Source organism: Microbacterium salitolerans, assembly GCF_019720895.1.
Taxonomy (GTDB): domain Bacteria; phylum Actinomycetota; class Actinomycetes; order Actinomycetales; family Microbacteriaceae; genus Microbacterium.
In genome coordinates this window covers 21778-41463 of the sequence record NZ_JAHKSH010000009.1, presented here as the reverse complement: position 1 = coordinate 41463, position 19686 = coordinate 21778, and the positions used below count along the sequence as shown (strand labels likewise).

The 19686-nt window shown below is 71.6% G+C and carries 16 protein-coding genes, 1 tRNA gene and 1 other RNA gene; 10 read left to right on the top strand and 8 right to left on the bottom strand.

Translation table 11 applies throughout. The features are described from left to right. Positions 1 to 4: 4 nt before the first annotated feature. Genes pta through KOL93_RS15925 form a run of 4 tightly spaced genes read right to left on the bottom strand, consistent with a single transcriptional unit; the run spans position 5 to position 4326 of the window. Positions 5 to 2110 (bottom strand): phosphate acetyltransferase, encoded by a 2106-nt coding sequence (pta, locus tag KOL93_RS15940; RefSeq protein ID WP_221586412.1) that lies wholly within the window; start codon positions 2108 to 2110, stop codon positions 5 to 7. Between the two features lie 38 nt (positions 2111 to 2148). Then, on the bottom strand, positions 2149 to 2634 hold the full coding sequence (locus KOL93_RS15935) for a methylated-DNA--[protein]-cysteine S-methyltransferase (RefSeq protein ID WP_221586411.1): 486 nt from the start codon (positions 2632 to 2634) through the stop codon (positions 2149 to 2151). Between the two features lies 1 nt (position 2635). Beyond that, positions 2636 to 4108 (bottom strand): AlkA N-terminal domain-containing protein, encoded by a 1473-nt coding sequence (locus KOL93_RS15930; RefSeq protein WP_221586410.1) that lies wholly within the window; start codon positions 4106 to 4108, stop codon positions 2636 to 2638. Beyond that, on the bottom strand, positions 4105 to 4326 hold the full coding sequence (locus KOL93_RS15925; protein ID WP_221586409.1) for a hypothetical protein: 222 nt from the start codon (positions 4324 to 4326) through the stop codon (positions 4105 to 4107). The genes KOL93_RS15930 and KOL93_RS15925 overlap by 4 nt, the downstream gene beginning before the upstream one ends. Here KOL93_RS15925 and KOL93_RS15920 point away from each other — a divergent pair. Beyond that, positions 4316 to 6727, top strand: a complete 2412-nt coding sequence (locus tag KOL93_RS15920; RefSeq protein ID WP_221586408.1) for a glycoside hydrolase — start codon at positions 4316 to 4318, stop codon at positions 6725 to 6727. The two genes, KOL93_RS15925 and KOL93_RS15920, sit on opposite strands and share 11 nt — an antisense overlap. Before the next feature lie 55 nt (positions 6728 to 6782). On the opposite strand, the gene ffs is transcribed toward KOL93_RS15920, so the two are convergent. Continuing rightward, positions 6783 to 6879, bottom strand: an RNA gene (gene ffs / locus KOL93_RS15915) — signal recognition particle sRNA small type. 75 nt (positions 6880 to 6954) lie between these two features. Between ffs and KOL93_RS15910 the strand changes: the two genes are divergently transcribed. From KOL93_RS15910 to KOL93_RS15900, 3 genes are read left to right on the top strand one after another with little or no spacing between them, the layout of a single operon-like run. Beyond that, positions 6955 to 7929 carry an AAA family ATPase gene (locus KOL93_RS15910; protein ID WP_221586407.1) on the top strand — a complete coding sequence of 325 codons (975 nt, stop codon included), beginning with the start codon at positions 6955 to 6957 and terminating at the stop codon, positions 7927 to 7929. Next, a complete protein-coding gene (locus tag KOL93_RS16410; protein WP_221586406.1) occupies positions 7926 to 9071 on the top strand; it encodes a DUF58 domain-containing protein in 1146 nt (381 codons plus the stop codon). Before KOL93_RS15910 ends, KOL93_RS16410 begins: the two co-directional genes overlap by 4 nt. Further along, complete coding sequence (locus tag KOL93_RS15900; RefSeq protein ID WP_221586405.1) at positions 9068 to 11308, top strand: transglutaminase TgpA family protein; 2241 nt, start codon at positions 9068 to 9070, stop codon at positions 11306 to 11308. The genes KOL93_RS16410 and KOL93_RS15900 overlap by 4 nt, the downstream gene beginning before the upstream one ends. Here KOL93_RS15900 and KOL93_RS15895 read toward each other — a convergent pair. Next, positions 11301 to 11738 (bottom strand): iron chaperone, encoded by a 438-nt coding sequence (locus tag KOL93_RS15895; protein WP_221586404.1) that lies wholly within the window; start codon positions 11736 to 11738, stop codon positions 11301 to 11303. The two genes, KOL93_RS15900 and KOL93_RS15895, sit on opposite strands and share 8 nt — an antisense overlap. A gap of 159 nt (positions 11739 to 11897) precedes the next feature. On the opposite strand from KOL93_RS15895, the gene KOL93_RS15890 reads away from it, so the two are divergent. Further along, a tRNA-Ser gene (locus KOL93_RS15890) sits at positions 11898 to 11985 on the top strand. 66 nt (positions 11986 to 12051) lie between these two features. Here KOL93_RS15890 and KOL93_RS15885 read toward each other — a convergent pair. After that, a complete protein-coding gene (locus KOL93_RS15885; protein WP_260406671.1) occupies positions 12052 to 12891 on the bottom strand; it encodes a helix-turn-helix transcriptional regulator in 840 nt (279 codons plus the stop codon). Between the two features lie 99 nt (positions 12892 to 12990). On the opposite strand from KOL93_RS15885, the gene hxlB reads away from it, so the two are divergent. Together hxlB and hxlA are read left to right on the top strand one after the other, a co-directional pair. Next, positions 12991 to 13569, top strand: coding sequence for a 6-phospho-3-hexuloisomerase (gene hxlB, locus KOL93_RS15880; protein WP_221586403.1), 579 nt, complete (start codon positions 12991 to 12993; stop codon positions 13567 to 13569). Between the two features lie 46 nt (positions 13570 to 13615). Further along, the gene (hxlA, locus tag KOL93_RS15875; RefSeq protein ID WP_221586402.1) at positions 13616 to 14239 is read left to right on the top strand and encodes a 3-hexulose-6-phosphate synthase; all 624 of its coding nucleotides are present in this window, start codon (positions 13616 to 13618) and stop codon (positions 14237 to 14239) included. An 86-nt stretch (positions 14240 to 14325) separates the two neighbouring features. Here hxlA and KOL93_RS15870 read toward each other — a convergent pair whose 3' ends face one another. Next, on the bottom strand, positions 14326 to 15375 hold the full coding sequence (locus KOL93_RS15870) for an Rv2578c family radical SAM protein (RefSeq protein ID WP_221586401.1): 1050 nt from the start codon (positions 15373 to 15375) through the stop codon (positions 14326 to 14328). A gap of 97 nt (positions 15376 to 15472) precedes the next feature. Here KOL93_RS15870 and KOL93_RS15865 point away from each other — a divergent pair, with 97 nt between their 5' ends. Genes KOL93_RS15865 through KOL93_RS15855 form a run of 3 tightly spaced genes read left to right on the top strand, consistent with a single transcriptional unit; the run spans position 15473 to position 19622 of the window. Beyond that, positions 15473 to 16462, top strand: a complete 990-nt coding sequence (locus KOL93_RS15865) for an aldo/keto reductase (protein WP_221586400.1) — start codon at positions 15473 to 15475, stop codon at positions 16460 to 16462. Between the two features lie 51 nt (positions 16463 to 16513). Further along, positions 16514 to 18607, top strand: coding sequence for a RecQ family ATP-dependent DNA helicase (locus KOL93_RS15860; RefSeq protein ID WP_221586399.1), 2094 nt, complete (start codon positions 16514 to 16516; stop codon positions 18605 to 18607). Between the two features lie 40 nt (positions 18608 to 18647). Beyond that, positions 18648 to 19622, top strand: a complete 975-nt coding sequence (locus KOL93_RS15855; protein WP_221586398.1) for a zinc-binding dehydrogenase — start codon at positions 18648 to 18650, stop codon at positions 19620 to 19622. Positions 19623 to 19686: the final 64 nt, after the last annotated feature.

Genomic DNA, 19686 nt, shown 5'->3' with positions numbered 1-19686 from the left:
GTGGTCAGCTCCCCTGGGCCTGGATCGCGGTGATGGCGACCGTGTTGACGATGTCGTCGACGAGCGCACCGCGCGAGAGATCGTTGATCGGCTTGTTGAGCCCCTGCAGGACCGGCCCGATCGCGACCGCCCCGGCCGAGCGCTGCACCGCCTTGTACGTGTTGTTGCCCGTGTTGAGGTCGGGGAACACGAACACCGTCGCGCGCCCTGCCACGGCCGACTCGGGCATCTTCGCCTTTGCCACCGCGGCGTCGGCGGCCGCGTCGTACTGAATCGGCCCCTCGATCGGGAGCTCGGGCGCGCGCTCGCGGGCCAGCGCCGTGGCCTCGCGCACCTTGTCGACGTCGACCCCCGTGCCCGACTCCCCCGTCGAATAGGACAGCATCGCGACGCGCGGATCGATGCCGAACTGCCGCGCCGTCGCGGCCGACGAGATCGCGATGTCGGCGAGCTGGGTGCTCGACGGGTCCGGCACGACAGCGCAGTCGCCGTAGACGAGCACGCGATCGGCGAGCGCCATGAGGAACACGCTCGACACGACCGACACGTCCGGCCGCGTCTTGATGACCTCGAACGACGGCCGGATCGTGTGCGCCGTCGTGTGCGCGGCCCCCGAGACCATGCCGTCGGCAAGGCCCAGGTGCACCATCATGGTGCCGAAGTACGACACGTCGGTGACGAGATCCGCCGCCTTCTCGTACGTGACGCCCTTGTGGGCGCGCAGCCGCACGTACTCCGTCGCGAACCTGTGCACGTGCGCGGGGTCGAAGGAGCTGAGCACGTCGGCGCCGGCGATGTCGAGGCCCAGCTCGATGGCGCGAGCGCGCACCTCGAACGGCTCGCCGAGGATCGTGAGCTTCGCGACGCCCCGTTCGAGAAGAACGGCGGCGGCGCGGAGGATCCTGTCGTCGTCGCCCTCGGGCAGGACGATGTGCTTCGTGTCGCCGCGCGCTCGCTCGAGGAGCTGGTACTCGAACATCAGCGGCGTCACGACCGTCGCGCGCGCGACGCCGAGCACGCGCGTGAGCTCGGCGATGTCGACGTTCTGGTCGAACAGGCTCAGCGCACGGTTGTAGCGCTGCGCACTCGACGCCGCGAGCCGGCCGCGCGTGTTCATGATGCGCACCGCCGTGGCGTAGGTATCGCCCTTCGCCCGGATGATCGGGATCGACGACGCGAGCCCCTCGATGAGGCGCTGCATGACCTCGGGAACCTCGAACGCGCCGTTCAGGACGATGCCGGCGAGCGACGGGAACGTCCCGGAGCTGTTCGCCGTGAGGGTCGCGAGGAGGGCGTCGCTGCGGTCGGCGGGGATGATGACCACATCGCCCTCGTGCAGGCGCGGGAGCACGTTGACCATCGACATCGCCGCGACCGTCACGCCCAGCGCCTCGCGGCTGAGGAGCGTCTCGTCGCCCTTGACGAGCTCGCCGTCGACCGATCGCAGGATGTCGCCCATCGTCGGGGCGACGAGGAGACGATCCTCCGGCAGCGCCCACGCCGGGGCGTCGGGGGTGTGCTCCCGGATGGCGTCCAGGATCTCGTCGGCGCACTCCTCGTCGGCCCGGTTGACGATCGTCGCCGCGAGCTCGACGTTGCTGCGACGCAGTTCGCCGACCGCGAGCGACGCGATCTGCCCCATCTGCTGCGGCGAGCGCGCGGCCGTCACGCCGAGCGCCTCCATCTGGCCCTGCTGCTGGCGGCCGCCGAGCACGAGGAGGACGGGCGTGCCGAGATTCGCGGCGATGCGCGCGTTGACGGCGAGCTCGGCCGGGCTGCCGACGTCGGTGTAGTCGCTGCCGAGCACGACGACCGCGTCGCACTGCGCCTCGACCCGCTTGAAGCGCTCGACGACCTCGGCGAGCGCCCGCTCGGGATCCGCCCGCACGTCGTCGTAGGTGACGCCGACGCACTCGTCGTACGAGAGGTCGACGCCGTCGTGGTCGAGCAGCATCTCGAGCACGTAGTCGCGCTCGGAGATCGACCGCGCGATCGTCCGGAACACCCCGACACGCGGCGCGACGCGGCTCAGCGAATCGAGCACTCCGAGCGCGATCGTCGACTTGCCGGAGTGCCCCTCCGCGGACGTGATGTAGATGCTTCTCGCCACGGACCCAACCTACCGGCGCCGGCGCACGTGCGGAATGGTCAGCGGCTCTCGCGATCGAGGAGGGCGCGCTTGACCGGGGTCCCCCACGCGAATCCTCCGAGAGATCCGTCGCCCCGGAGCACGCGATGACACGGCACGAACAGCGCGGGAGCGTTGCGCGCGCAGATCGAGGCGGCGGCGCGCACCGCCCTCGGGGAGCCGAGGGCCGCGGCGAATTCGGTGTAGGTGAGGGGCGATCCGGGCACGATCTCGCGCAGCGCCTCCCATCCGCGCGCCTGCAGATCGGTGCCGTGCTGACGCACGCGCACGGCGCGGATCGCCTTGAGGTCGCCGCCGTAGTAGGCGCGCACCGCATCCGCCGCGTCGGACTCCCCGGGCGCGACGTCCTGCGGCCGCAGCGAGGGGTGGATCCGCGCGCGCAGCTGGTCGACATCGTCGGTCCAGCCGGACGCGAGGACGGATCCGTCGTCTTCGATGAGCGAGAAGGGGCCGTCGGCGGTCTCGAGTCGAGCGAAGGTGGCCATGTCAGGGTCCTTTCGTGAGGGGTCGTGCGGCGAGCGCGCGGCTCCAGAAGTGCGCGCTGGCGTAGGAGCGCCAGGGAGCAAGTCGTTCCGCCCACGCGGCGAGCGGCGCCGGATCCGCGGGAGCGCCGGCGAGGGCGGCTCCCTGACGCAGCACGAGGTCGCCGGGCAGGAGGACGTCGGGATCGTGGGCGACGCGCATGCGCACGTAGTCGGCTGTCCACGCACCGATTCCCGGCATCGCGAGGAGCGCACGACGCTGCTCGCCCGCGTCGTCGGCCTCTGTGAGCACGAGGTCCCCCGCGGCGAGCGCCTCGGCGGCCCCGATGATCGCCTGCACGCGCTTCGCTGGCCCGCGCAGCACCTCGTGCCCGCGCGACGCGATCTGGGCGGACGTCGGGAAGAGGATCCGCTCGGCGCCCGCGATGCGGATCCGATCCCCGAGCGCGTCTGCGAGACGCGAGAGATGCGTGCGGGCGGCGGCGACCGAGATCTGCTGGCCGACCATCGCGCGCATGAGCATCTCGTGCGGGTCGGCGGCGCCCGGCACCCGGATCCCCGGCGTCTCAGCGACGAGCGGCGCGAGCTCGGCATGCTGCCGGAGGGCTCCGTCGATCGCGTGCGGGTCGGCGTCGAGGTCGAACAGTCGGCGCACGATCGAGACGAGCGCGCCGAGGTCGCGGAGGTCTTCGAGATGGGCCGTGAGGATGAGTCGGTCGGCGCGGTGCACTCGGAACCAGGCGGATCCGTGCGCGAGGCGGAGGGTGCGCGCGAAGCTCGCCGCGTCCGATTCCTCCACGCCCGCGAGCGACCGCGGGGCCATCCACGCGAAGACGCCGCCGACGTCGAACGGCTCGCGCACGGGGAGCGCGAGGGTGATCGCGCCGGCGGTGCCGGCGACGCGGTGCCGGGCGCCCCGCGCGCGCAGGTCGGACGGCGTCACGCCGAACACCTCCCGCACCGTGTCGTTGAACTGGCGCACGCTCGCGAAGCCCGCGGCGAACGCGACGTCGCTCGCGGAGAGATCCGTGTCGGTCAGGAGCAGCCGCGCCGTGTGCGCCCGCTGGGCGCGGGCGAGGGCGAGCGGCCCCGCGCCGAGCTCGTCGCCCAGCAGCCGGCCGAGGTGGCGCTCGGAGTAGCCGAGCCGCCGCGCCAGCCCCGCGACGCCCTCACGGTCGACCACGCCCGCCTGGATGAGCCGCATCGCGCGGGCCGCCGTGTCTCCGCGCGCGTCCCACTGCGGCGATCCGGGGGCGGCGTCGGGCAGACACCTCTTGCAGGCGCGAAAGCCGGCCTCGTGCGCCGCCGCGGATGTCGGATAGAAGTCGACGTTCTGCGGCTTCGGGGTGCGCGCGGGGCAGCTCGGGCGGCAGTAGATGCCCGTCGTCCGCACGGCCGTGACGAACTGCCCGTCGAAGCGGCGATCCCGCGCGCTCACGGCGCGATACCGCTCGTCGAACATCTGTGGCGTCGTCATGCGTCCAGCGTCGCACGCGAGCGGGGTGCCGGCTGGCGGAAATCGGACATCGCAGTGAGGCGCGTGTACGCCGGGTCGCCCGTTGCGGTCGCGTCGCAGAACCCGGCATAGTGGCGCTCGCGGGCGCCGACGACGACGCGCGCGCCGATGTCGATCTGCGCACGGGATGTTTGCGCAAACATCGGCTCACTCGACGAAGGGACGACGATGAGGTCCACCCGATTCCGACGCAGCACCGCCCTCGCGGCATGCGCCGCCCTCGCGGCATGCGCCGCCCTCGCCGCGGGAGGCGCGCTGGTCGCGGCCGCGCCCGCCACGGCCGATGACGCCGACACGGTGTCCATCGCACCGAACCCCGCCTATCAGGGGCCCGCGTTCCAGGGGTGGGGCACGAGCCTCGTGTGGTTCGCGAACGCGACCGGCGGCTACCCCGAGGACGTGCGCCAGGACCTCTTCGACGCGGTGTTCGGCGAGGAGGGCCTCAATCTCAACATCGCGCGCTACAACATCGGGGGCGGCAACGCGACCGATGTCCCGCCGTACCTCCGCCCCGGGGGCGCCGTCGACGGGTGGTGGAACCCCGATCTCGGCGCCCGTGACGGCGACGGCGAGGTCACGTCGTCGTTCGCCGATCGCGAGCGCTACGCCGCGGCCTGGGATGCCGACGACCCCGCCCACTACGACCTCACCGCCGATGAGACGCAGCGCTGGTGGATCGACGCCCTGTCCTCGGCGCGCGACGATGTCGTGTGGGAGGCCTTCAGCAATTCGCCGCCCTACTTCCTCACCGAGAGCGGCTTCGTCTCGGGCGGGATCGGCGACGGATCCGCGGAGCAGCTGGCGCCCGAGAGCGTCGACGACTTCGCGGGATATCTCGCGACCGTGACGGAGCACATCGAGCAGGAGCACGGCATCGAGTTCTCGACGCTCGACCCGTTCAACGAGCCCAACACCGACTACTGGGCGACGTGGCTCGGCGAGGACGGTTGGCCGACGTCGTCGAGCCGACAGGAAGGCGCTCACATCGGGCCCGAGATGCAGGACCAGGTGATCCGCGCCCTGGACGCCCGGCTCGCGGAGGGCGGATCCGACGTCGAGATCGCGGCGATGGACGAGACCAATCCGACGACCTTCGCTCGCAACTGGCGCACCTACGGCGACGAGGCGAAGGCCGCCGTCGACCAGATGAACGTGCACACCTACGGCACGGGCGACCGCGTCGTCGTCCGCGACCTCGCGAAGGCCGAGGACACGCGCCTCTGGATGAGCGAGGTCGAGGGCGACTGGGACGGCACGGGCTTCAACCTCACGAACATCGACAACGGCATCGGCATGGCGACGCGCATCGTCGACGACATGCGCGAGCTCGAGCCGAATGCCTGGGTGTTCTGGCAGCCGGTCGAGGACACCTACAACATGGAGCGCGTCGAGGATCTCAACTGGGGCAGCGTCTTCATCGACTTCGACTGCGATGAGAACGGCGACTCGGTGCGGCGCATCGCCGACGGCGACGCGGATCCGTCATGCCGAGTCCTCACGAACGCCAAGTTCAACACGGTGCGCAACTTCACCCACCACATCGGACCAGGCGACCGCTTCATCCCGGCGGGCGACGACCGCACGACCGCCGCGCTCGACGCGTCGGGCGACGGCGCCACGCTCGTGCACGTGAACGACTCCGCGGCGGGCCGCACGCTCGAGATCGACCTGTCGAAGTTCGGCGAGATCGCTCCGGGCGCGACGATCACCCCGATCATCACGACCGAGTCGCCCGCGGAGGACCCCACCGCGAACGCGCTCGTCGAGGGAGAGCCGATCGCGATCGACGCCGACGCGGCGAGCGCATCGGTCGCCGTCCCTGCCAAGTCGGTCACGACCCTCGTCGTCGATGGCGTGACCGGTGTCGCGGAGGACGCCGCTCCGGTCGTCGACGGCGAGAGCTACGTCGTCACGGGCAGGCAGAGCGACAAGGCGCTGACCGCGGCCGACGCGGACGCGGAAGCGGGCGCGACGATCGAGACGGCGGCGGCGGATCCGTTCGCCGCGGGTCAGGGCTGGACGATCGATCGCCTCACCGACGGCGTCACGAACCGCGAGCGGGTGCTGCTGACGGACGGCGACGGCCACGCCCTCGCCGCGCGAGAAGGCGGCGGAACCGCGCTCGCCTCCCCGGACGCCGCGGATCCGGCCCAGCACTGGATTCCGACGACGACCGACGGCCGCACCTGGAGCCTGGTCAGCGCCGACACCGCCGAGTCCCTCGACGTGGGCGGCCAGTCGACGGCAGACGGCTCCCCCGTCGGCACGTGGCCCGCCAACAACGGCGCCAATCAGGCGTGGACGTTCGCGCGCATCGACGGATCCGACGCCACGCTCGACGCGCTGACGCTCGACGGCGAGCCCGTCCCGGGCTTCGCGCCCGACACGACGGAGTACAGCGTGCGCGGGTACCGCGGGATCCACGTCCCGGAGGTCGCCGCCGAGGCGCACGATCCGCGCGCGCGGGTCGACGTGTCGCAGGCGCGGCTGCCGCATCGCGAGGCCACGGTCACGGTCACGTCCGCCGACGGCGACGTCGTGGAGTATCGCGTGACGTTCCCGCACGGAAACAGTCGTTGAACCGGTCGGGTGCCGGGGCGCCGCGGCGCGTCTCGGCGCCCGCTTCTCGGGCACAAAAAAGGACTCTCCGCGCACCCGGCAGAGCCCGGTTACCCTTGCTACGTTTCCGTCCTGGGGGAGTTGGCCTGGGTGCCGTCACGCGGAGAGCCGTCCGAAAGTCTAACAGCCGGATTGCGATGCTCGGTTCGCCCGTCGTCCGCGACACCTGCGCTGGCTAGTGTGGCGCTATGCCCGAGACGACGATGACTCCCGAGGAGTTCCGCGAGACGACGAATCGGATCGCGGAGGCGATGCGGCGCGTGATCGACGGCAAGGAGCACGCGATCCGCTCGTCGCTCGTCGTGCTGCTCGCCGAGGGTCACCTGCTGCTCGAGGACGTTCCGGGCGTCGGCAAGACGATGCTCGCGCGGGCGCTCGCCGCGTCGATCGATGCGGATGTCAGGCGGATCCAGTTCACGCCGGATCTGCTTCCGGGGGACGTCACGGGCGTGTCGATCTTCAGCCCCGCGAACCGGGAGTTCGAGTTCACGCGCGGCGCCGTCTTCGCGAACATCGTCATCGCCGACGAGATCAACCGCTCCTCTCCGAAGACGCAGTCGGCCCTGCTCGAGGCCATGGAGGAGCGGCAGGTGTCGGTCGACGGACACACCCACCTGCTGCCGGATCCCTTCCTCGTCGTCGCGACCCAGAATCCTCTCGAGATGGACGGGACGTACGCGCTCCCCGAGGCGCAGCTCGATCGCTTCATGATGCGCATGTCGATGGGCTATCCCGACGCGCAGGCCGAAGCCCTCATGCTGCGCCAGCGCGACACATCGAACCCGCTCACGCAGATCCGCCCGGTCGTCACACTCGACGGCATCTCGCGCCTCATCGACTTCGCGCATCGCGTGCACGTCTCGACGCTCATCGAGCAGTACGCCGTGTCGATCGCGCAGGCGACGCGCTCCCATCCCGATCTGCGGCTCGGGGCGAGCCCTCGTGCGACCCTGCATCTCGTGCGGGCCGCGAAGGCCTGGGCGGCGCTGCAGGGGCGCGCGTTCGTGATCCCCGACGACATCGCCGACCTCGCCCGGTCCGTGTTCGCGCATCGCCTCATCCCGACGCGCACAGCGGCCGCGGGACGGCGCGCAGCGGATCCGATCCCGCGCATCATCGACGAGGTCGTGCAGTCGGTCGCGGTCCCCCTGGCGGATCGGTGACCGAGGCCGTCCCCCACCGGCCCGGGCGCCGGGGGATCCATCTCACTCGGCGCGGCGTCGCCCTGCTCGTCATGGGCGCGCTCCTGGCCCTCACCGGGTCCCTGCTCGATCGCCTCGAGCTCACCTTCCTCGGCGCGGCGCTCGCATGCGTCGTTCCCGTCGCGTGCCTGATCGTCCGTGCGGTGCCCCTCCCGCGCGTGAAGGCGCGCACGCTCGCATCGGACACCGTGACCGTGGGTCAGCCGTTCCGCGTGGTCGTGTCCCTCACAGGCGGCAGCACGGCGTTCATCGATTCCGCTCTCGACCTCACGCCGCGGGGCGTCGAGGCGACCCCCGACGCGGCGCGCCGCGGCGTGACCGACGTCGAGCAGACCGTCGTCGCCGAACGGCGCGGCGCCCACCGGATCGGCCCCATGCGGCTCACGCTGCTGGCACCGTTCGGCTGCGCGCGGCGCGTCGTCGACGTCGGAGAACCGGCCGAGGTCGTCGCCGTTCCCCCCGTCGTGCCGCTGCGGTCGCTCCGCGGACTCGGCGCGGATGACGGCGACAGCCCGACGCAGATCGAGCGCCTCGGCCACGGCGCCGACAACCTCATCCCGCGTCCGTACGTCGCGGGCGACTCCATGCGCCGCGTCCACTGGCGCGCCTCGGCGCACCACGGCGACCTCATGGTGCGCGAAGAGGAGCGCGAGACGACCCCCCACGCCGTCGTGCAGCTGGATCCCGCGCCCGACGTGTGGCGCAGCGACGACGCCTTCGACATCGCCGTCAGTGCGTGCGCGTCAGTCGTCGCCCGGCTTCTCGACGACGGATTCTCCACCCTCGTCGAGTCGACAGAGGGCCAGAGCCTCGCGACGGTCGCCGACCACGCCTCGTTCGAGTCGTTCCTCCGCACCTGCGCGACGCTCGAGCGCCGACGCGTGCGCCTGCACGACGAGAACCCGTCACTGCGGGGCGGCGTCGTCGTGCGCGTCGGCGCGACCGCGCCGCGCGTGACCTCGCGCGCCGTGCACGTGCTGCTGACCGCAGACCCGTCAGACGAGGCGCTCGACGACGCCGTCGACCACGGCTGGCGCACCGCCGTCCTCACGCGCGACATCGGATCCTCCTGGGCTGATGCGCTCACGGGAAGCCCGCGATGAGCGACGACGCGCAGCCCCCGTCCCGACGACGCCCGCGCATCGCTCCGACGCTCGCCGTCTTCGCCGCCGTCGTGACGGCGATGCTCCCGCTCACGACGCTCCTCCTTCCGTCATGGCTGACTCCCGCGATCCTGGTGACGGCGGCCGTGCTGCTCGCCGCATACGGCGGCCGCCTCGTCCGGCCCGGCCTCGCGGTGGTCGCCGGCCTCCTCGCCTGGGCCGTCGCGACGGCGCTCAGCTATCCCGGCCCGGTGATCGGCGGCCTCGTCCCCGGCCCCGAGGGATGGGGTCTGCCGCGCTTTCTCGGTTCCGCGGTGGACGAGGTCGTGAACGGGATCGCCCCCTTGGCCGTCCAGCCGCCGCTCGCGTTCGTCCTCATCTCGGCCTTCGCGCTGTTCGCGCTCGTCATCGATCAGATCGCGATCGCCGCACGCCTTCCGATCCTCGCGGTGCTCCCCCTCGCCCTGCTCTTCATCGTGCCGCAGCTCGCGGTTCCGCGCGGAGACCACGTGTTCCTCGCGATCCCGTTCGTCGTCGCGTGCCTCGCCCTCATCGCGAGCGGCACGCACGGCGGATCCCTCGCACGGAGGTGGCAGCGAGGATCCGCCGCGGGGGCCACGGGCGCCGTCGCCGTCCTCGCGACGGTCGCCGGCCTCGCGATCGCGCCGCTCGTGCCCGTGTCCCCGGTCGCCGATGCCGGGATGTTCGCGAGGCCCACGAGCATCGACGTCTCGCTGGATCTCGGCGACGATCTGCGCAACGCAGGTGGCACGGAGGTCATGCGCGTGCGGACGAACGGCGGCTACGCACCGTACCTGCGGCTCGCGACGCACACGCGCTTCGACGAGCAGGGGTGGCACGTCGACGTCGGGCGCAGGACCCCCCTCGCGGACGGATTCCCCGCCCTCGAGCCGTCGGGCGCGGTCGGCGAGGTCGAGATGACGGAGACCCGCACCTGGATCACCGACGTCGAGCTCGACGCCGCCTACCTGCCGCTCGTCCCCGACGCGGTGGCCGTCTCCGGCGCGAGCGACGGGTGGCAGGCGCTCGAGAACCGCACCGCGCAGTCCGGAACGCGTGTCGACGTGTCGTCGTTCGGCGAGGAGTACGGCATCGACGCCTACGACGTCTCGCCCACCCGCGAACAGGCGGAGCGATCGCCATGGGCGGACGACGCCGCCCTCGGCGAGCAGGTGCCGACCACGGCGCTCGAGATCCCACGGTCCGTCACGAACGGCGCGATCGGGCGGATGGCGCGCGAGGTGACGAGCGGATCCGGCGGTCCGTACGAATCCCTCCTGGCGCTGCAGGACTGGCTGCGATCGGACCGATTCTCCTACTCGCTCGAGACCCCCGTCGACGACGGATTCGACGGCAGCGACATCGCCGCGGTCGAGCAGTTCCTCGAGGTGCGCGAAGGCTACTGCGTGCACTTCGCGGCGGCGTTCACGATGATGGCGCGCTCACTCGACGTGCCCACGCGCATCGCGATCGGGTATCTGCCCGGCACACCGACGGGCGTACGCATCGACGACCAGATGGTGTTCTCCGTCGACAGCGGCCAGCTGCACGCGTGGCCAGAGGCATACCTCGTCGGAATCGGCTGGACCGCGTTCGATCCGACCCCCGGCGTCGCCTCGTCGCAGGGCGTCATCGCCGAGGAGGGCGCGACGGCGACGCCCACCGACTCGCCCGGGGCGACGGCGCAGCCGTCCGACGCCCCTGATGCGGTGGCCACGCCCTCCACGGCGCCCACCGATTCGGCGACTGAGGAGGATGCCCCGGGATCCTCGACGGATTCGGGGGCCGGTTCCGCCTGGTTCGCCGTCGCGGTCGCGGTGGGCGCACTGCTGCTCCTGCCGGCGCTGATCCGTCAGACGCTCCGTGTGCGCCGCCTGAGCGCCGCGCGCCGCGGCGACGTGATGCGCGCCTGGCAGGAGCTCCGAGCGATCGCGTTCGACGCCGACGTCCCGGTCCATGAGTCGGAGTCGCCGCGCGCGCTCGGGACGCGCCTCGTCGCGCGGGGCGCGCCGGATCCGGACGTCGAGCGCCTCGTCTCCGCCGTCGAGCACTGGTCCTTCGCCGCCCGGCCCGCGCCCGACGACGACCTGACGGGGCCGCTGCGCACGGTCGCCCGCTCGCTCCGCTCCGACGCCGCGCCCGCCCGCGTGAGAAGGTTCCTCCTCCCCCGCTCGCTGTGGGCACGCGCGGCGTCAGGCGACGTCCCTGCTAGCTGACCGCCCGGCGCACGAGCTCGCGGATCCGCTTCTCGGCGGCTTCAGTCATGTCGATGACCGCGAATGAAACCGGCCACATCTCGCCGTCGTCGAGGTTCGCGATGTCATCGAAGCTCACCGTGCCGTAGCGGGTCTCGAACTTCGAGGCGGGCTGGTAGAACACGAGAACCTTTCCCTCGCGCGCATAGGCGGGAAAGCCGTAGAAGGTCTTCGGGGCGAGGTCGGGCGCCTCCTCGCTGACGATCGTGTGCAGCCGCGTCGCCACCGCGCGGTCGACGCCCTCGAGCTCGTCGATCGCCGCGACGCACGCCTCGAGCTCGCGGGCAAGCTTCGCCGCTCCCTTGAGCCCCTTCGTGGAGCGCAGCTCCTCGGCGCGCTGCTTCATCGCGGCGCGCTCGTCGTCGCTGAAACCGCTCTTCGTGTCGGTCATGTCCGTCCTCCCGGTCGTCACTCTCGAATCATGCACATGTCACGCTACGACCGCCTGCCGCTCGGCGCTTCTCGAATCCTGATCACTCGGGACACACGCCCGATTGGTCGCAGCGGACCGTGACGGGTAACATTGTCCGAGGCCCGCCTGGCGGGCCGAGGAGGATTCGCCTAGCGGCCTATGGCGCACGCTTGGAACGCGTGTTGGGTGCAAGCCCTCGGGGGTTCAAATCCCCCATCCTCCGCCATTGCGATCCCCTGGTCAGTATTCCTTCTGACCAGGGGATCTCGTGCATTCGGGCCACGTCGCGCCGCTATCGGGTCGTCGGCGCCGCGCCGTACAGGGCGGCGAGCTCCGCGCGGTTCCGCGCACCCGTGCGCTTGAGCAGCTTCGAGATGTGGAACTTGACCGTGTGCGCGCTGATGCGCAGCTCACGGGCGATCTCGTCGTTGCGCGACCCCGAGGCGAGGCCGTGCAGCACGTCGCGCTCGCGCGCTGTGAGGTCGGTCAGGTCGTCGCCGAGAGCCGTCGGCTGCACGGGATCGAGCGGAATCGTGATGCCGAGGTCGGTCCCCCAGCCGGGCGTCGATGCCACCTCGAGCCGCCCGTCGAGCGCCGTCACGTGCTCGGCGATGGGCCGCAGGGTGTCATCATGGGCATCCAGCTCGCCATTCCCGTCGTCGCGGATCGCGATGAGGAGATTGAGCCCGTCGCAGTCCCACTGGATCCGCACGCGTGTCGCCTCCGCCGCGTCGACGAAGGCCAGCACGGCACTCCTCACGATCGCGCGGGCCGACTGCGCCACGTCGCCCGGCAGCGCGCGCCCGTTGGAGGGCGGCTCGACGAACTGGACGTCGAGCTGGCCAAAGCGCACGAGCGGGCGCAGGTCGCGCTTCAGCCGCTCGAACGCCCCGACGACCGGTTCGAGAAAGTCCTGCCGCCGTTCGTCGGCCGTCGTGCGCACCTCGACGAGCGCCCCGGCGGCGATGTCGAGGGCGGCCTGCCGCGCCGCGCGGTCGTCGAGTCGCGACGCGCGCAGCGGCGCAAGGATCGATTCGAGCACGACGGCGTGCCGATCGGACTGCTCGGCGAGCGCGCGAGCCTGTTCCGACTCGCGCACGCGCGCCGACCGCATGTGAGAGACCGTCGCCATGGGCCCAGGGTAGCCGTTCGGCGGCCACTACCCGAACGGCTAGTGGATGTACCCATCCGGCGGACAGCGCACACGCGACGACGCCTGCAGGATCGAGCCATGATCACGTCGCAGACCGAAGCGCTCACGGCCGTCGACCGCGTCTCCGACGAGGTGCGACGCGCCCTCGAGGACGTCGCGCACACGCAGGAGCCCTCGCTCGCGCAGCTGGAGGAGGCGGTGCTCTCCGCTCGCCGCATCTTCGTGCTCGGCGCCGGCCGCTCCGGACTCGCGCTGCGGATGACGGCCATGCGCCTCATGCACCTGGGCCTCGCCGTGCACGTCGTCGGCGAGACGACGACCCCCGCGATCGCGGCAGGCGACCTGCTGCTCACGGCGAGCGGATCGGGCACGACCGGCGGCATCGTCCGAGCCGCGACGACAGCTCGCGATGCCGGGGCGGCGATCGCCGCCCTCACGACCGATCCGGCCTCGCCGCTCGCCGATCTGGCCGACACGGTCGTGCCGGTACCCGCTGCGGGCAAGCTCGACCGCTCGGGCTCCACCTCCGCGCAGTACGCGGGAAGCCTGTTCGAACAGGTGGTCGTGCTCCTCGGCGACGCGCTCTTCGACGCCCTATGGCGACGAGGCGGCGCGACCGCGGACGAGCTCTGGCCCCGCCACGCGAACCTCGAATGACCCCGTCGACGCCACTCGCCTCGACGCCCTCACAGAAAGCAGGACCATGCAGATCCAGTTCGCCATCGACACCCTGACCACCAAGAAGGCGCTGGAGCTCGCGGCCGCCGCCGCCGACCACGTCGACATCCTCGAGCTCGGCACACCGCTGATCAAGAGCGAAGGCCTCTCGGCGATCACCGCGATGAAGGAGGCCCACCCCGACAAGGTCGTCTTCGCCGATCTCAAGACGATGGACGCGGGAGCGCTCGAGGCCGACATCGCATTCGCCGCCGGGGCGGACCTCGTGACCATCCTCGGGGCGGCCGACGACAGCACGATCCTCGGCGCAGTCGAGGCGGCGAAGCAGCACGGCAAGGGCGTCGTCGTCGACCTCATCGGCATCGCCGACAAGGCGACCCGGGCGCAGCAGGTCGTCGCCCTCGGCGCCGACTTCGTCGAGATGCACGCCGGCCTGGACGAGCAGGCACAGGAGGGCTACTCGCTCGACGGCCTCCTCGAGGCGGGTCGCGCGTCGGGCGTGCCGTTCTCGGTCGCGGGCGGCGTCAACGCCTCGTCGATCGCGGCCGTGCGCGAGTCGGGGGCGCAGATCGCCGTCGCCGGCGGTGCGATCTACGGCGCACCGGACGTGTCGGGCGCGGCCGCCGAACTGCGTGGTGCACTCGCCTGACATCACGATGAAGGAGGTTCTCCGCCCTGCGGGGCGGAGAACCTCCGGTCGACCGACGTGACCCAGAGAGAACGCCGTTCGGCGCGTCAGAACAGCGTCGGCAGCGGGGTCGGCTCGAGGGACGGCAGCTGGTGCGCCCGAGAAGCGACCCGCGCCGCGCGCCTCATCTCCGGCTGATCCTCATCGTCGCGCGGATCGAGTCCGTGTCGGCGCAGCAACGTGCGCATGCGCGCCGACAGCTGGCGCCGGTACGCCGCCGGGGCGGACGAGGACCGTTCATAGAACGAGCGGTATCCGCGTTCGAGCTCCGGATGCTCCCGGGCGATCCAGTCGAGGAACCATTCGCGTGCGCCGGGGCGAAGGTGCAGCGCACCGAACACCACACGCGCGGCTCCTGCCTCGGCGATCGCCGCCACCGCGCGTTCGAGATGCTCGGGCTGATCGGTGAGCCAGGGCATGATCGGCATGAGGAAGACCGTGACGCGGAACCCCTGTTCGACGGCGGCCCGCACCGTCGCGAGCCGCGCAGCGGTCGACGGCGTGCCCGGCTCGACGGACTTCTGCAGCTCGTCGTCGAACACGGCGATCGACATCGCGATGTCGACGGGCACGTGCTCGGCCACCTGCCGGAGCAGCGGCAGATCGCGACGCAGCAGCGTGCCCTTCGTGAGGATCGACAGCGGCGTGCCGCTCTCGCCGAGGGCGCGAATGATGCCCGGCATGAGCTCGTAGCGCCCTTCGGCCCGCTGATACGGGTCGGTGTTCGTGCCGAGCGCGACGAGGTCGTGCCGCCACGATCTCCGTCCGACCTCGGCGCGCAGCACATCGGCGACGTTGACCTTCACCACGACCTGGCGATCGAAGTCGTCGCCGGCGTCGAGGTCGAGGTAGGTGTGCGTCTGGCGGGCGAAGCAGTAGACGCACTGATGACTGCAGCCCCGATACGGGTTGATGGTCCACCGAAAGGGCATCGGGCTCGCGTCGGGGACGCGGTTAAGCGCCGACTTGGCCACGACCTCGTGGAACGTGAGACCGGCGAACTCGGGCGTGCGGGTGGTGCGCACGAGCCCCGAGATCGCGAGGAGCGCAGGCTCGGCGGCGGACGCATCATCGATCTTCTGTCCACTCCACCGCATGCCGACATTCGAACATATCTTCGATTCAAAGTCAACCGCGCCCGGCGCGGTCGAGCGGTCGTTAGGCTGACCCACACATCGACGACGAGGAGCGACTGTGGAACAACGGATCCTGGGGCGGACGGCGCGCGAGGTGTCGGTCGTCGGACTCGGCACGTGGCAGCTCGGCGGAGACTGGGGCTCGGTCGATGAGCTCGCGGCTCTCGACGTCCTCGACGAAGCCGCAGGTCAGGGCGTGACGTTCCTCGACACGGCCGACGTCTACGGCGACGGCCGCAGCGAGCAGCGCATCGCCTCCTGGCGGCGCGCGAACCCCGAATGGGACGGCACGGTCGCGACGAAGATGATCCGCCGCGCGCCCGAGCCATCGCTGCGGTACGCGTCGCTCGATGCGTTCCGCGACTGGACCGACCGCTCGCGCCGCAATCTCGATGTCGACACACTCGACCTCGTCCAGCTGCACTGCCCGACGGACGCCGTGTTCGCCTCCGATAACGTCTTCGACGACCTCGACGCCCTCGTCGACGAGGGCGCGATCTCGGCGTACGGCGTCAGTGTCGAGACGTGCGACCAGGCGCTCTCAGCGATCGAGCGCCCGCACGTCGCGAGCGTGCAGATCATCCTCAACGCGTTCCGGCAGAAGCCGCTCGAACGCGTGCTGCCCGCCGCCGAGCAGGCCGGCGTCGGCGTGATCGCGCGCGTGCCGCTCGCGAGCGGCCTGCTGTCGGGTCGCTACACGGCCGACACGACCTTCGCGCCCGACGACCACCGCACCTTCAACCGCGACGGCTCCGCATTCGACGTGGGCGAGACGTTCGCGGGCGTCCCCTTCGCGACCGGCGTCGAGGCGGCGGCCGATTTCTCCGCCCTCGCGCGGGAGATCGGCGTCGAGCCCTCCGCAGCCGCTCTCGCGTGGGTGGTCCAGCAGTCCGGCGTCACGACGGTGATCCCCGGCGCGCGCAACGCGGCACAGGCGCGCGGCAACGCGGCGGCCGCCGACGTGGATCCGCTCCCGACATCGTTCCTGGACGACGTGCGCGCGCTCTACGACGAGAAGATCCGGCCGCAGGTGCACGATCGCTGGTGACGCAGAGACGTTCCCCGCCGCCCCTCGGCACGTCGCTGACAGACTGACGGAATGACGGACGACTCCCTCCGCACCGCCGCACTCGACGCGCTTCGGCGTCTCGTCGGCCGCGATGACGCCACGTTCCACGAGGGACAGTTCGAGGCGATCGACGCGCTCGTCGGCGCTCGGCGACGCGCGCTCGTCGTGCAGCGCACAGGTTGGGGCAAGTCCGCCGTGTACTTCGTGGCGACGGCGCTCCTGCGTGCCCAGGGCGCGGGGCCGACGATCCTCGTGTCTCCGCTCATCGCCCTCATGCGCGACCAGATCCAGGCCGCCGAGCGCGCGGGTGTGCGCGCCGTCGCGATCAACTCGACGAACGCGCACGAGTGGAACGACGTGCGTGCGCGCCTCGACGCCGACGAGGTCGACGTGCTCCTCGTCTCCCCCGAACGACTGAACAACCCGACGTTCCGCGACGCGCAGCTCCCCGCGCTCGTGCGACGCATCGGCATGCTCGTGGTCGACGAAGCGCACTGCATCAGCGACTGGGGCCATGACTTCCGCCCCGACTACCGCCGCCTGCGCGACCTCATCGCGCAGATGCCGGCGGGCGTGCCCGTACTCGCCACGACGGCGACCGCCAACTCTCGCGTCGTCGCCGACGTGGTCGATCAGCTGGGCGCCGACGAGGTCACGACGATCCGCGGCCCGCTGGCGCGTTCGTCGCTGCGCCTGAGCGTCCTGACCCTTCCCGACGCCACGGCGCGCCTGGCCTGGCTCCTGAGTCACCTCGACGAGCTGCCCGGTTCCGGCATCATCTACACCCTCACGGTGTCGGCCGCGGTCGACACGGCGCAGCTGCTGCGCGAGCACGGGCACGAGGTGCGCGCCTACACGGGACAGAGCGACGCCGACGAGCGCGAGGAGTCCGAGAGCCTGCTGAAAGGCAACCAGGTCAAGGCGCTCGTCGCGACGAGCGCGCTCGGCATGGGGTTCGACAAGCCCGATCTCGGCTTCGTCCTGCACCTCGGCGCGCCGTCCTCCCCCGTGGCGTACTACCAGCAGGTCGGGCGCGCCGGGCGCGCCACCGAGTCCGCTGATGTGGTCCTGCTGCCGGGACCGGAGGACGCCGATATCTGGCACTACTTCGCGACGGCGTCGATGCCCGATCAGGAGCGCGCGGAGCGCGTGCTGTCAGCGCTCGGCGAATCGAGCGCTCCGCTGTCGACCGCAGCGCTCGAGACGATCGTCGACATCCGCCGCACACGTCTCGAGCTCCTCCTCAAAGTGCTCGATGTCGACGGCGCGGTCCAGCGCGTGAAGGGAGGGTGGACCTCGACGGGCGAGGCGTGGGCATACGACGCCGAGCGATACGGCCGTATCGCCGACGAGCGACGCGCCGAGCAGAACGACATGCTCGCGTACGAGCAGACGAGCGACTGCCGTATGGAGTTCCTTCAGCGCCGACTCGACGACGAGACGGCCGTGCCCTGTGGTCGCTGCGACAACTGCGCCGGCTCGTGGCTCACGGCCGACGTCGTCCAGGAGTCGACGACCGCAGCCGCGTCGGCGATCGATCGCGTCGGCGTCCCGATCGAGCCGCGACGACAGTGGCCGACGGGCCTCGACCGCCTCGGCGTGCCGCTCAAGGGGCGGATCCCCGCAGAGGCGCAGGCGTCACCGGGGCGCGCGCTCGCGCGCCTCACCGATCTCGGCTGGGGCGGTCCGCTGCGTGAGCTGTTCGCCCCGGCCGCGCCCGATCAGGACGTCCCCCCGCGCCTTCTCGACGCGTGCGTGCGCGTGCTCGCCGAATGGGGCTGGGACGAGCGCCCCGTCGCGATCGCATCCGTGCCGTCCCGCACCCGTCCCGCACTCGTCCGGTCGCTCGCCGAGGGCATCTCCCGCATCGGGCGTCTCCCCTTCCTGGGAGCCCTCACGCTCGACCCCGCCGCGCCCGCTCCGCGGCCCGGCGGCAACAGCGCCTTCCGCGTCGCCGACCTGCACGGCCGGTTCTCCGCCGACGACATCGAGATGCCGAAGGGTCCCGTCCTCCTCATCGACGATCTCGTCGACAGCCGCTGGACATCGACGATCGCCGCCCGCGAGCTGCGGCGCGCCGGCGCGACCGCCGTCCTGCCGTTCGCCCTCGCCCTCCGCGCCTGACGCACGTCGCAATCGATCTCGATCCCCGAAGGAGCCCCCTATGCGCGCAGCCGTCGCCATCTCGCAGTCCGCCGAAGATCCGCTTTCGGGCCTCGCACTCGACGCCGACCATGCGCGCCCCGAGCCGCGCGACGGATGGACGCGGCTGCGAGTGCACGCCGCGTCGCTCAATCCCCACGACGTCTGGACGCTCAAGGGCGTCGGGCACCCCGCCGAGCGGATCCCCGTGATCCTCGGGTGCGATGCGGCCGGCGTGACCGACGACGGTCGCGAGGTCGTCGTGTTCCCCGTGTGGGGGGATCCGGCGCGCGGAGGCGGCGACGAGACGTTCGATCCGCGGCGCGGGATCCTCAGCGAGCACTTCGACGGCGGCCTCGCCGACGAGCTCGTCGTGCCCGACCAGATGGTCGTCGACAAGCCGGCGTCCCTCTCGTTCGCGGAGGCCGCGTGCCTCGGGATCGTGTGGGGCACGGCGTACCGCATGCTGTTCACGCGCGCCGGCGTGAAGCCGGGCGATCGCGTCCTCGTGCAGGGCGGCGCGGGCGGCGTCGCCAGCGCGAGCATCGCCCTCGCGTCGGCCGCCGGCGCCACGGTCTACGCGACCGCGCGCACGGAGGAGAAGCGCGCCTTCGCTCTCGCGCAGGGCGCCCACGCCGCGTTCGAATCGGGCGCCCGGCTGCCCGAGAAGGTCGATGTCGTCGTCGACACGGTCGGCGACGCCACGTGGCGGCACTCGCTCCGCGCGGTGCGCCCGGGCGGCGTCATCACGACGTGCGGCGCGACGACCGGAGGCATGGCGCCCAGCGAGATCCAGCGCATCTTCTTCCAGCAGCTCAGCATCATCGGCTCGACCGGCTGCACGCGCACCGAGTTCGACGCCATGCTCCGCACGGTCGAGCGCACCGGCGTGCGTCCGCAGTTCGACACCATCGCATTCGACGAGATCCGCACGGGCTACGAGCGCCTCGAAGCCGGCGACGTCCGAGGAAAGATCGTGGTCGACTTCACGCGCTGACGCAGACGACGGCGGCCCCGCTCGATCCGTGGATCGTGCGAGGCCGCCGTCGTCGTGCGAGGCG